The 12,075-nt window shown below is 49.5% G+C and carries 12 protein-coding genes and 1 riboswitch; of the genes, 6 read left to right on the top strand and 6 right to left on the bottom strand.

Annotation, left to right across the window (positions count from 1 at the left end; translation table 11 throughout):
* Positions 1 to 15: 15 nt before the first annotated feature.
* From H6995_03830 to H6995_03805, 6 genes are all read right to left on the bottom strand, one after another.
* Entirely contained in the window at positions 16 to 834 is an 819-nt protein-coding gene (locus H6995_03830; GenBank protein ID MCP5214123.1) for a pseudouridine synthase, read from the bottom strand.
* A gap of 83 nt (positions 835 to 917) precedes the next feature.
* Positions 918 to 1,601: an SMC-Scp complex subunit ScpB gene (scpB, locus tag H6995_03825; protein MCP5214122.1), complete on the bottom strand. Its 684-nt coding sequence runs from the start codon at positions 1,599 to 1,601 to the stop codon at positions 918 to 920.
* A 35-nt stretch (positions 1,602 to 1,636) separates the two neighbouring features.
* The gene (locus H6995_03820) at positions 1,637 to 2,503 is read right to left on the bottom strand and encodes a segregation/condensation protein A (protein ID MCP5214121.1); all 867 of its coding nucleotides are present in this window, start codon (positions 2,501 to 2,503) and stop codon (positions 1,637 to 1,639) included.
* A 14-nt stretch (positions 2,504 to 2,517) separates the two neighbouring features.
* Positions 2,518 to 3,732 (bottom strand): tryptophan--tRNA ligase, encoded by a 1,215-nt coding sequence (locus H6995_03815; GenBank protein MCP5214120.1) that lies wholly within the window; start codon positions 3,730 to 3,732, stop codon positions 2,518 to 2,520.
* A gap of 142 nt (positions 3,733 to 3,874) precedes the next feature.
* Complete coding sequence (locus tag H6995_03810; protein ID MCP5214119.1) at positions 3,875 to 4,495, bottom strand: threonylcarbamoyl-AMP synthase; 621 nt, start codon at positions 4,493 to 4,495, stop codon at positions 3,875 to 3,877.
* A 136-nt stretch (positions 4,496 to 4,631) separates the two neighbouring features.
* Positions 4,632 to 5,459, bottom strand: a complete 828-nt coding sequence (locus H6995_03805) for a PHP domain-containing protein (protein MCP5214118.1) — start codon at positions 5,457 to 5,459, stop codon at positions 4,632 to 4,634.
* A gap of 117 nt (positions 5,460 to 5,576) precedes the next feature.
* Positions 5,577 to 5,761, top strand: a riboswitch (cobalamin riboswitch).
* 106 nt (positions 5,762 to 5,867) lie between these two features.
* Here H6995_03805 and H6995_03800 point away from each other — a divergent pair.
* From H6995_03800 to H6995_03775, 6 genes are read left to right on the top strand one after another with little or no spacing between them, the layout of a single operon-like run.
* Entirely contained in the window at positions 5,868 to 7,706 is a 1,839-nt protein-coding gene (locus tag H6995_03800) for a TonB-dependent receptor (GenBank protein MCP5214117.1), read from the top strand.
* A 25-nt stretch (positions 7,707 to 7,731) separates the two neighbouring features.
* Positions 7,732 to 8,352 (top strand): cob(I)yrinic acid a,c-diamide adenosyltransferase, encoded by a 621-nt coding sequence (gene cobO / locus H6995_03795; protein ID MCP5214116.1) that lies wholly within the window; start codon positions 7,732 to 7,734, stop codon positions 8,350 to 8,352.
* A gap of 14 nt (positions 8,353 to 8,366) precedes the next feature.
* The gene (locus tag H6995_03790; protein MCP5214115.1) at positions 8,367 to 9,863 is read left to right on the top strand and encodes a cobyric acid synthase; all 1,497 of its coding nucleotides are present in this window, start codon (positions 8,367 to 8,369) and stop codon (positions 9,861 to 9,863) included.
* Positions 9,856 to 10,383 carry a bifunctional adenosylcobinamide kinase/adenosylcobinamide-phosphate guanylyltransferase gene (gene cobU / locus H6995_03785; GenBank protein ID MCP5214114.1) on the top strand — a complete coding sequence of 176 codons (528 nt, stop codon included), beginning with the start codon at positions 9,856 to 9,858 and terminating at the stop codon, positions 10,381 to 10,383. The genes H6995_03790 and cobU overlap by 8 nt, the downstream gene beginning before the upstream one ends.
* A complete protein-coding gene (gene cobT / locus H6995_03780; protein MCP5214113.1) occupies positions 10,383 to 11,447 on the top strand; it encodes a nicotinate-nucleotide--dimethylbenzimidazole phosphoribosyltransferase in 1,065 nt (354 codons plus the stop codon). The genes cobU and cobT overlap by 1 nt, the downstream gene beginning before the upstream one ends.
* Positions 11,444 to 12,073, top strand: a complete 630-nt coding sequence (locus tag H6995_03775; protein ID MCP5214112.1) for a histidine phosphatase family protein — start codon at positions 11,444 to 11,446, stop codon at positions 12,071 to 12,073. The genes cobT and H6995_03775 overlap by 4 nt, the downstream gene beginning before the upstream one ends.
* Positions 12,074 to 12,075 lie beyond the last annotated feature (2 nt).

The raw sequence follows: 12,075 nt of genomic DNA, 5'->3' as shown, positions 1-12,075 counted from the left end.
CTGCAACCACCCCTATTAACGTCTCGGTTTGCGCCGCTGCTGCCGCTCTTGATCAGTTTTTTGCTGCTTCGATGGCAAGGAGACCTTGCGCTTCGGCAAACCCACCAAGTCATATATTACATCAACATCCTTTTGCTCCAAGTATTCCCATTGTCCAACCTTCAGTCGCGATGGCATAAATACAGGGCCGAAGCGTACCCGTTTGAGCCGGTTTACCTTAATACCTTCGGACTCCCAAAGGCGACGCACTTCGCGATTACGCCCTTCCATCAAGCAGACATAATACCAGCGATTCGCGCCTTCACCCTGCGCCTTAACAATATCGGTAAATTGCGCGGTTCCGTCTTCCAGTTCTACACCAGCCAAGAGTCGCTGTTTGGCCTCTTCTGTCACATTGCCCAGCACCCGCACCAAATATTCACGGTCAATTTGGGATGATGGGTGCATAAGTTTGTTCGCCAATTCACCATCCGTAGTAAACAATAATAATCCCGAAGTATTAAAATCCAGTCGCCCAACGGCAATCCAACGACTGTCTTTGAGCTTCGGTAAACGACTGAACACACTGGGTCTTCCCTCGGGATCTTTGGTAGTACAAATTTCACCTTCGGGTTTGTTATAGAGTAATATTTTTGTGCTCGGTTCGGCATCAGTATTTAACTTGACAAGATGGCCGTCCAGGCTAATTCTTTCATCCCCCTTCACCCGGTCGCCTAATTTTGCGACCTGACCTCCCACCCGTAATCTGCCTGCTGCAATCCAGCCCTCGATTTCGCGGCGTGAACCTAATCCCGCTCGCGCCAATACTTTTTGTAGCTTTTCGCCTTCCGTCATGAATTCTCTCTGCTGTGCTTACTGTTAGGGAGCCTTTGAATAGATACGTGTACAGCGTTTTTAGACGCCCGCCAACACAATTTTCAGTCAAGCACTTGTGGCTGTGATGTCATATCATTGTCTTCATTTTCGACAATTTCAAAGGGCTCTTCAATGTCAATCATGGCACCCTGCTCGTGCTTGGACTCTGCCTGATCCATCGCCATGTCCGCAAAATTCAATTCCGCATTAATTTTATCGAGGTCGCGAATTTCTGCGAGTGAAGGTAAATCGGATAATGTCTTCAAATTAAAGTAATCTAAAAAAAGCTTGGTGGTGACATACATTGCCGGACGTCCTGGCACATCCCGATGGCCAACAACCCTGATCCACTCTCGTTCCAGCAACGTACGAATGATATTTGAGCTGACACTGACCCCCCGCACCTCTTCAATTTCACCCCGCGTTACCGGTTGGCGGTAAGCCATCAGGGCTAAGGTTTCTAATAGTGCCCGGGAGTAACGCGCAGGTTTTTCTTCCCACAGTCGACTCACCCAGGTACCGAGATCCTGACATACTTGAAAGCGCCAGCCACTCGCCACCTCTTTCAGTTCAAATCCACGTCCTTCGTACTCTGTTACCATCTCCTTCAGCGCCGCACGAATATCTGGATGAGCGGGACGTTCGCTATCGGCAAATAACATACTCAAGCGCTCCACAGACAGAGGCTCGCCCGCCGCTAACAGCGCGCCTTCAATGATACGTTTTAACTGTGCCTGCTCGCTCATAATCAATTACTCACTATATTCTCTCATCACCCCTGTTAGCGTGCTTTAATATGAATTGGTCCAAACATCTCATTCTGGACAATTTCAATTAAAGATTCCTTGATCAATTCCATCATCGCCAAAAAAGTCACCACTACACCACGCCGTCCTTCTTCAACAGTAAACAGACTAATAAAGGGCACAAACTGATTTCCCTGCAACCGCGTAAGAATATGCGACATGCGCTCACGTGTGGAGAGCTTTTCCATCTGCACTGAGTGACTTTCAAACATTTCCGCACGTTTTAGCACCAAGGACAAACTGAGCATTAACTCCTTCAACGTCACATCTGGCAACGGCTTATTGCTCTCGAATGGCGGCACTTCGGCGCTCGCCAGGAACAGATCTCGTTCGAGGCGCGGCAGCTCATCAATGTCTTCAGCAGCCTGTTTGTAGCGCTCATATTCCTGCAATCGGCGAATCAATTCCGCACGCGGATCACCCTCGTCTTCTTCCAGAATGGCATGACGAGGCAATAGCATTCTGGATTTAATTTCCGCCAGCATCGCCGCCATCACCAGGTACTCCGCCGCCAGCTCCAACTGAATCGACTTCATTAACTCGACGTACTGCATATACTGATCCGTAATCTTAGAAACATTGATATTGAGAATATCAAGGTTCTGTCGCTTGATCAGATAGAGCAGTAAATCCAACGGTCCTTCAAAGGCCTCCAAAATAACTTCCAGCGCATCCGGCGGAATATAGAGATCCTGGGGGATTTGGGTATAGGGTTTGCCCTCAACGATCGCAAAGGGCATCTCCTGTTGTTTCTGTGGATGGGCGGCAGATAACCCCACAGCAGCCTCAGCATTTTCAACTAACTCTGTTTTTTCTGTGGAATCCTGTGCCGCACCAGTCATGGTTAATAGCCGCCTTAACGGTAAAGAAGCCCCATGGCCGCCCGTACTGTTTCCATGGTCTGGCGAGCCTCGTCCCTTGCGGCTTCACACCCCTCTGCGAGAATACCTCGTACTATATCGGGATTGTCTTCATATTCCTTCGCCCGCACCCTCATCGGCTCCAACTCCGCATTAATCGCTTCAATCACCGGCTGCTTACAATCGATACAACCGATACCCGCACTGCGACACCCTTCCTGCACCCAGTTTTGGGTCTTTTCGTCGGAATAAATTTCATGTAACTGCCATACCGGGCATTTGTCCGGATCGCCGGGATCGGTTCGCCGCACCCGCGCTGGATCCGTCTGCATGGTGCGAATTTTCTGTTCAACCATATCCGGTTCTTCACGCAAAGCAATTGTATTACCATAGGACTTCGACATTTTTTGCGCATCCAAACCGGGCATTTTAGACTCCGGGGTCAGTAGTGCCTTAGGTTCCGGTAAAATCACCTTACCACCGCCTTCAATAAAACCAATCAAGCGTTCGCGATCACTCAGAGAAATATTTTGCTGCTCCTCAACTAACGCAGCCGCTCTCTCCAGCGCCTCCAGATCGCCCTGTTGCTGAAATTGCTTTTTCAGCTGTTGATAGGCTTTGGATGCTTTTTTACCCATCTTTTTGATGGCGGCCTCCGCCTGCTCCTCAAAACCGGCATCACGGCCATACAGGTGATTGAAACGGCGTGCAATCTCGCGACACATTTCCACATGTGGCACCTGATCGGCACCCACCGGCACTGAGCCCGCACGGTATACCAGTATGTCGGCCGCCTGTAACAAGGGATAACCTAAAAAGCCATAGGTGGCGAGGTCCTTATCCTTGATCTTCTCCTGCTGTTCTTTGTAAGTCGGCACCCGCTCCAGCCAGCTCAGCGGTGTAATCATTGACAATAACAGATGCAGTTCAGCATGTTCCAATACACGGGATTGAATAAAAATAGTTGCTGAACCGGGATTAATCCCCGCTGCCAACCAGTCAATCGCCATATCCCAAACATGCTGTTGGATATCGTGCGGATTATCATAATGCGTCGTCAAAGCATGCCAATCAACGATGCAGAAAAAACATTCACTTTCGTGCTGTAATTTGACCCAGTTTTTGAGGACGCCATGATAATGGCCTAAATGTAGCTTTCCGGTCGGTCTCATACCAGATAAAACGCGGTGTTTAGATGGGGTAACGGACAAACTTAACTCCTAACCTATTAAGATATTTCGGGTGACAATTTTGACTGCCGCATTATACCGAGGATTACGTTGAATGAGCAAAGTAACTGCATCCGACAGGCGCTTTATTTAGCAGAGCATTGCGACGTAGTGCACAAAAGGACTATTCAAAAGGACTGGGGTCACCAACACCAACCCGCACCAGAGAGGGGATTTCCTCGATCAAATTCACTACCGTTGTTGCCTCCATACCGCAGTATCCACCGTCAATCACCAAATCGACGGAATGCTCCAGCACTTCTCTAATATCGTAAGGTTCAGTCAAAGGTAGATCCTGTCCGGGCAAAATTAACGAGGAACTCATCATGGGTTCGCCCAACTGTTCAAGTAACGCCTGTGTAATTCGATGATCTGGAATACGTAAACCAATAGTGCGCCGCTTCGGATGTAACAGGCGACGCGGTACTTCGCTGGTGGCACGTAAAATAAAGGTATATGCGCCGGGAGTATGAGCTTTCAGCAGACGATAAGTTGTATTGTCCACCTTGGCATAGGTTGAAACATCTGACAAATCACGACAGATCAGGGTGAAGTTGTGTTTGTCATCCAATTTGCGAATTCGACGGATACGATCTACTGCGGACTTATCACCAATATGACAGCCCAGCGCATAAGCGCAATCAGTCGGATAAACGATAACACCGCCACCATTAATAATCTCCACCGCCTGTGTAATCAAGCGGCTTTGCGGGTTATCGGGATGTATGGTGAAGAACTGGCTCATAAACGTTGATTTTCCAATTGGGCTGGCAATCTAACGATTTCGGACAATTCTGGCAAGCGCTAATTACGCAGATTTTTGCCTAAGTTAGCAGGAATTTTTTACCCCAGCAGCACCTTTGATCAAGACAACCGTGAATTTAACGCCAAAGATCCCATATCGGGACACAGGACGTGGGTATAACGGACATCTTTCCCAAATCATGCCAGGAGGAAACTGGACCATGAAAATCACTCCCGCAGGACGCATAAAAAGAGTATTTTTTACACAGCTGTTCATGATAATCGGTTACATCCTTGGTTTGCATACCAGACACTACCTCTATGCCATCACCTCCCGCGTCCTTAAAATCCCGGCAAAGCGTGTCGAGTTTGCGTCGCGTTAATTTATATTTCGCCGGATGCGCCAGAACCGCATAGCCGTTGGCAGCATGTATCCAATCCACAACCTCCTCCAGCTGTGGCCAAAAACTCTTCACATCACCAGCCTTGCCCACCCCCAAATATCTTTTATAAGCGGTCTTTAGATCCTTAACCTGTCCGGTTTCTACCAAGTACTGTGCGAAATGTGGGCGTCCAATCTGGCTCTCGGCAGCGATAGCTTTGGCCTGCGCGTAACTATCTTCGATGTTTAATTTCGCTAGACGCTCACCAATTTCCTGTGCTCGCAATTCTCTCGTTTGTGTTTGTCTTGCTACCACCTGTTGTAAAACCTCACTGTCGAGCGCGACCCCTAGCCCGACAATGTGAACTCCACTTTTGCGCCACTGACTCGACAGTTCAATACCAGCGATCAACTGGATTGACAGCGATTGTGCGATGGCACTTACCTCTGGCAATATATCAGCTCGGTCATGATCGGTAAGTGCCAGCATTTCGATATCCAAAGCGCCCGCATAGCGTACTAATTCTGTCGGCGATAACACCCCATCTGAAAGATTTGTATGACAATGCAAATCAACTTTCATATCCATTATTTTCGCTACCAACAATAGTTATAGGGCTATTGAAACATGTGACACTATGCTGGCCTAGCGATTAATTTCAATTCTTGTCATTGCTAAGCCAAAGTAGAACCTGTTATATTCACTGTCCCTGTATAAGGTGCTTAACGCTCTATTTGCCAAATTAGAGCGCTGAGTTAAACGGGAAGTTTGGTGCGCACTGGTCTGTGATTGGCTGACCTACTGCTAAACCAACGCTGCCCCCGCAACGGTGAATCGCAATATTTGTGAGAAGCCCGGAACCGGCCTTGAACAGTTCTCGAACGATGTAGCGGAGGGCTTCATCTGTAGCTGATCATGCCTTCTAAGCTTCAGCTTCAAACGATTTCCCCTCCCTCGATCGCTTAATTTTTACAGCTATTGAGGATTCTCATGAAAAATTTAATTGCAGTCGCCGTTGCCACAGCCACGGCATTTACCCCCATCATAACGCAAGCGGAACAGCGGTTGGATGATCATATTCTGGTCACCGCTACTCGCTCTGAACAAGCACTGAAAAACAGCCTTTCATCCGCGGTAATTTTATCCGAAGTTGAGATAGATAGAGCACAGGCGCAAAGCCTACCGGAACTGCTCGATCATATTCCCGGCCTCGATATCGATCACAGTGGCGGTCTAGGCAGCCTCACCTCGTTGCGCCTGCGCGGCACAGAGAATGACCACGTCTTAGTCTTGATTGATGGCGTCCGTGCTGCCAGCGCTACCAGCGGTACCACCGCATTAACACACTTGCCCGTCACTCAGATTGAACGGGTTGAATTAGTGCGCGGGCCACGCTCCAGTCTCTACGGTAGCGATGCTATTGGTGGTGTCGTGCAGATTTTTACAAAAAAAGGCAAAGGAGAATTCAAACCCTATCTCGACTTCAGCTACGGCTCACATGATACCCACATCAGCCAGGCCGGAGTGCGCGGGCTATACGGTAACACGTCCTATAGCCTGAACGGATCCTATACAGAATCGGAAGGCTATGACCGTACCTACGACAACAGTGGCGCCGACACCGACAAGGATGGCTACCGTGAATCGGCCCTATCAGCCAATATTCAACATGAGTTCGCTAACGGTATCTCCCTGGCAATGAGCTATCTGCGTAGCGAAGGCAATACCGAGCTTGACGGCAGCAATGACTCAACCGATTTCATCAACGAAAGTCGTGATCTATCGATTTCACTTCCCATCCGGGATGACCTCAAGCTTAAAGCTCAATTCGGACGCTACCGCGACAAAACCTATTCCTTCGGATTTTCCCCCGCCCTGTTCGAAACCACCCGGGATTCAGCCACGCTACAATTGGACTACTCTATGGCGGAAAACCATCAGTTAAGTTTCGGTTACGATTACCACATCGATGATGTCAGTAGCAGCGCAAACTTTATTGAGAACGAGCGCGATAATCACTCCTGGTTTGCTCAGTATCTCGGCAAAATCGAACGCTGGACCCTCGAAGCAGGATTACGCACCGATGACAATGAAGCCTTCGGCAGTTACGAAACCGGGAACCTCGCTATCGGCTATGACCTGACGGATGATATTCTGGTGAGCCTCTCCTATGGCACGGGGTTTAAATCCCCCACCTTTAATGATCTCTATTTTCCCTTCACCGATTTTGGCTGTTTCTTCGGTTCGTGCTTTACCTTTGAGGGCAACCCGAATCTCACACCAGAAGAGTCCGAATCCGTGGAGCTAATGGTGCGCGGCCAAACCGGCAACATCGGTTGGTTCGCCTCTCTCTATCAAACCGATATTGATGATCTCATTAGCCTAAGTAACGATTATTCAACTGTTGCCAACGTCGCTGAAGCCGAGATATTAGGTGGTGAAGTTGGCGCCAATCTTGATCTGTTCGGCTGGCGTACAGCAGTGACGCTAACTTACACCGACCCACGCGATAAGAGTGACGACAGCCTACTAATCAGGCGTTCACGCGCCAGTGCCAATCTGGACATCTCTAGACAATTTGGCAAACTCGATTTTGCGTTGTTTTGGCAGGTACAAAGTTATCGCCTGGATCAGGATCAAGATTTCGACGGCAGAAAAGATCGGCTGAGCGGTTATGGAACAGTCGATCTGCGTGCCCGTTATCAAATCAATAACGAACTAAGCCTAGCATTGAAGATTAACAATCTATTCGACCAAGAATACCGTTTGATCCAGCCTTTTGAAACCGAGGGAATGACAGCGGCAATTTCGGTACGTTACGAACTATAAAACAATCTCTGACCTGGAAATGACCATGACCAATGAGAAAACCAGCAAAGCCAAAGCCGACAAGCACAAACGCGCCATGCAAAAGCAAAAAGCCAAGGTCGATCAGCACATTGAAGAAGCCGCAGCAGAACGTGGTGTGCTCATTCTGCTGACCGGCAATGGCAAGGGTAAGAGCAGCTCCGCCTTTGGCATGGTGATACGCGCGCTGGGCTATGGTTTCAAAGTGGGCGTGGTTCAATTTATCAAAGGCCAGCAGCTATCCGGCGAGGAAATCTACTTGCGGGAACAATGCCCGCAGGTAGATTTTTATCAAATGGGCACAGGCTTCACCTGGGACACTCAGGATCGCGACGGCGACATTGCTGCCGCGAAAACCACCTGGGCTAAGGTCGAGCCAATGCTAAAGGATGACAGTTACCATTTGGTCGTACTGGACGAGCTCACCTACATGATTGCCTACAAATACCTGGATGAAGAACGTATTCTCAAGGCACTAAAAAACCGCCCCAAAAATCAAAGCGTGGTCATCACCGGTCGCGGCGGCGGCAGTGCTCTGCAAGAACTTGCTGATACGGTTTCTGAAATCAAGGAAATCAAACATGCTTTCAAGGCGGGAGTGAAAGCCCGTCAGGGGGTTGATTATTAACTCCTTTAGTCAATATGGGTATCAACAGCACTGTGAACGCTGAACAGCCATCCTTTACCCTAATGGTGCAAGGCACCACTTCCGATGCGGGCAAAAGTGTATTAGTTAGTGGCCTGTGCCGAGCATTAGTCCGCAGAGGTGTGTGCGTCGCCCCCTTTAAACCACAAAATATGGCGCTCAACAGTGCCGTAACTGAAGACAGCGGTGAGATAGGCCGCGCTCAAGCCGTGCAAGCGCAGGCTTGCAGGCTTGAAGCCAGCGTTGATATGAACCCGATATTACTCAAACCCAATAGCGATACGGGTGCGCAGGTTATCATCCAAGGCAAAGCGCTGACGGAAATGGACGCCATTGCCTATCATGACTACAAAGCCATTGCTAAACAGGCTGTTTTTGAGTCCTATCACCGTCTTAAGCAACGCTATAAAGTGATTATTGTTGAAGGTGCGGGTAGCCCGGCGGAAATCAATCTGCGTGACAACGATATCGCTAATATGGGCTTTGCTGAGGAGGCTGATTGCCCGGTTATTCTGATTGCCGACATTGATCGCGGCGGCGTGTTCGCTCATTTAGTGGGTACGCTCGCGCTGCTCCCCGCTTCTGAGCAAAATCGCGTGTTAGGTTTTGTGATCAATAAATTCCGTGGCGATCTGGCGCTACTGAAACCCGGCCTGGACTGGTTGGAACAACGCACCAGCAAACCCGTTTTTGGTGTCTTACCCTATTTACAAGACTTCCATTTGGAGGCCGAAGACGCCATTAGCACCCAGCAATTGATCGATCATAGCAAGGCTCAGCTTAAGGTTATTGTCCCGGTACTTTCTCGCATCAGCAACCATACGGATTTCGACCCGCTACGCCTGCACCCACAGGTAAACTTAACCTTTGTCGGGCCTGGACAAGCTATTCCCGGTGCTGACCTAATCATACTTCCTGGCAGCAAAAGTGTGATTCGCGACCTGCAATGGCTGCGCGATAACGGTTGGGAGTCCGCCATCCAAAAACATCTACGCTATGGCGGCAAACTGATGGGTATCTGCGGCGGCTTTCAAATGCTTGGTACACTCATTGAAGACCCCTTGCACATAGAAGGTTCGGTTAGCCGCGCCGAAGGACTCAGCCTTCTCGACATGAAAACCCTACTTGTCGCCGAAAAGCAATTACATCGTGTGATTGGCCGCTTAACTATTGTCGGCGACACTCCGGTGGCTGGCTATGAAATACACTGTGGTGTATCCACCGGTCCTGCCCTTAACTATCCCGCCATCCGGCTTCCCGATCGTTACGATGGTGCGGTCTCTGACGACGAACAAATCCTAGGCACTTATATGCATGGACTATTCGATAATCGCCAAGCCTGTGAAGCGCTTTTAAGCTGGGCGGGACTCAAGGCCACTCAAACACCGGATTACTTTCTGCGCAAGGAGGTTGATCTCGAAAGGCTAGCCGATACGCTGGAGGAGCACTTGGATTTAACAAAAATATTCGACTTAGCGGCAACCCATGCTTGAGCTAATTCTAGGCGGCGCGCGCTCAGGCAAAAGTCGACTGGCAGAGCAGCACGCCATCGCTAGTAAAAAACAACTGGTTTACATCGCAACCGCCGAAGAGGGAGATGCAGAAATGGCGCAACGTATCAGGCAACACCGCGAACGGCGTGATAATCGTTGGTTAGTGATTGAAGAACCCCTTGAGCTAACTGTGGTGCTCAGTCGCGAGGCTGCGAAAGACCGTTGTGTGGTGGTTGATTGCTTGACGCTCTGGGTCAGCAATCATCTTGTAAATCCAGCTGTTTGGCGCAAAGAGCGTAAGGCGTTATTTGAAACTCTGCCCAGCCTGCCGGGCGACATTATTCTGGTTGGCAATGAAGTCGGTTCTGGCATCGTCCCACTCGGCCATCTAACCCGTCAGTTCGTCGATGAAAATGGTTGGTTACATCAGGGATTAGCGCAAATTTGCGATCGCGTCACCTATGCGGTGGCAGGACTGGCGCATTGTCTAAAAGATACATCCATTTTGGAGAATAGTTAATGGGCACTTGGTTACAACTTCCGGCTAAAACAATTAACGTCGATCTGGCCATACAGGCACGACAACATCAACTAACCCTCACCAAACCTGCTGGCTCCTTAGGCCAACTGGAAGAGTTGGCAATACAACTAGCTGCCATGCAAAACAAACTCTCTCCAAATATCCGGCATATCACAATTCGTATTTTTGCTGCCGACCATGGTGTGGCTACAGAAGGGGTTTCCGCCTTCCCTCAAGCCGTGACGGTAGAAATGATTCGCAATTTCGTCCATGGCGGTGCTGCAATTAGTCAGTTAGCCGAGGAGCTAGAAGCCGATTTTGCGGTTGTGAATTTAGGTACTGCCAACTCCGCTCCCACACATGCGAAGGTGCTAAATTATATTGTTGGCCCCGGCACCAAGAATTTTTGTGTCGAACCCGCCATGTCATCGGAACAGCTTGCACAGGCTCTCAAAGCAGGGCAAACCATTGCCGCAGAAGCAATGGCCAACGGCGCTGATATTTTTATCGGTGGCGAAATGGGCATTGGTAATACCACCACGGCTGCGGCTCTAGCCTGTGCTGTATTACGCGAGCCTGCATCAGCGCTGGTAGGATCAGGCACAGGTGTTGACAATGAAGGCCTTGCACGCAAAATAGCGGCGGTAAGAAGAGCTTTGGAAAAGCACCAGGCATTATTGGCTGAGCCTATATCAATATTAGAGTGTCTGGGCGGATTTGAGATCGCCGCTTTGGTTGGCGCTTATACCCATTGTGCCCAGCTTGGGCTAGCGGTTCTGGTCGATGGTTTTATCTGTACCGTCGCAGCATTGTTAGCCGTTAAAATAAATCCCGGCGTAAGAGATTGGTTAATCTTCTCCCATCAGTCAGCGGAACAGGGCCATCAAAAGGTTTTGCAAGCATTGAACGCTCACCCTCTACTTTCATTGGGAATGCGCCTTGGCGAAGGCAGTGGCGCTGCAGTTGCCGCCCCCTTGCTGCGCATGGCTTGTCGACTACATAACCAGATGGCTACCTTTGAAAATGCAGGTGTTAGTGATAAGTCCCATGGGGCAAGCGAATGAACCTAAACAGCTTCACAACTATTGATTTATTACGGCACGGAGAATGCGAGGGTGGAGAAATCTACCGCGGCCATACCGATGTTGCGCTAACGGATTCTGGTTGGCGACAGATGCGCGAAAGCCTCTCGCTGGTAGAGCAGCCCTTACCGTGGCAGCGCATCATTACGTCACCGCTGCAACGCTGTCAGCGGTTTAGCGATCAATTGGCCGAGGAGATCGGTATCCCCGCAGAGGTCAATTCATTCTTCCGCGAAATGCACTTTGGCGACTGGGATGGCAGACCAATACAGGAGGTCTGGGATAATTATCCTGAACATGCTAAGCAGTTCATGCTTAACCCCGCCAAGCTATCACCTCCTGGTGGGGAAAATATGAGCGATTTTCAACAGCGCGTTTTGGCTGGCTGGCAGGAAACAATTAACAGCTACGAAGACGAACATATTCTTTGCGTGCAGCACGGCGGCACTATCAGAATTATTTTGGCACAGGTGCTAAATATGCCGTTAAATGCAATCGGGCGCCTGCATGTGCCCTATGCCGCGCTCAGCCGTATTCGGGTTTATCATGGCGCCGACAGTCGCCACCCTGTTCTTGTTTTTCATAACCCTGTCATTACAATTCAATGATA

The sequence above is a fragment of the Pseudomonadales bacterium genome, from assembly GCA_024234615.1.
In the GTDB taxonomy this organism is placed as follows: domain Bacteria; phylum Pseudomonadota; class Gammaproteobacteria; order Pseudomonadales; family IMCC2047; genus JAJFKB01.
Note: the sequence above shows the minus strand (reverse complement) of the source record. Positions and strands in the feature narration are given on the sequence as shown.

Bases quoted from the DNA above. Each gene is read 5' to 3' on its own strand.
- H6995_03820 (MCP5214121.1), bottom strand. From the start codon at position 2,503: ATGACTGGTGCGGCACAGGATTCCACAGAAAAAACAGAGTTAGTTGAA.
- cobO (MCP5214116.1), top strand. From the start codon at position 7,732: ATGACCAATGAGAAAACCAGCAAAGCCAAAGCCGACAAGCACAAACGC.
- cobU (MCP5214114.1), top strand. From the start codon at position 9,856: ATGCTTGAGCTAATTCTAGGCGGCGCGCGCTCAGGCAAAAGTCGACTG.
- H6995_03805 (MCP5214118.1), bottom strand. From the start codon at position 5,459: ATGAAAGTTGATTTGCATTGTCATACAAATCTTTCAGATGGGGTGTTA.
- cobT (MCP5214113.1), top strand. From the start codon at position 10,383: ATGGGCACTTGGTTACAACTTCCGGCTAAAACAATTAACGTCGATCTG.
- H6995_03830 (MCP5214123.1), bottom strand. From the start codon at position 834: ATGACGGAAGGCGAAAAGCTACAAAAAGTATTGGCGCGAGCGGGATTA.
- H6995_03790 (MCP5214115.1), top strand. From the start codon at position 8,367: ATGGGTATCAACAGCACTGTGAACGCTGAACAGCCATCCTTTACCCTA.
- H6995_03800 (MCP5214117.1), top strand. From the start codon at position 5,868: ATGAAAAATTTAATTGCAGTCGCCGTTGCCACAGCCACGGCATTTACC.
- H6995_03810 (MCP5214119.1), bottom strand. From the start codon at position 4,495: ATGAGCCAGTTCTTCACCATACATCCCGATAACCCGCAAAGCCGCTTG.
- scpB (MCP5214122.1), bottom strand. From the start codon at position 1,601: ATGAGCGAGCAGGCACAGTTAAAACGTATCATTGAAGGCGCGCTGTTA.
- H6995_03775 (MCP5214112.1), top strand. From the start codon at position 11,444: ATGAACCTAAACAGCTTCACAACTATTGATTTATTACGGCACGGAGAA.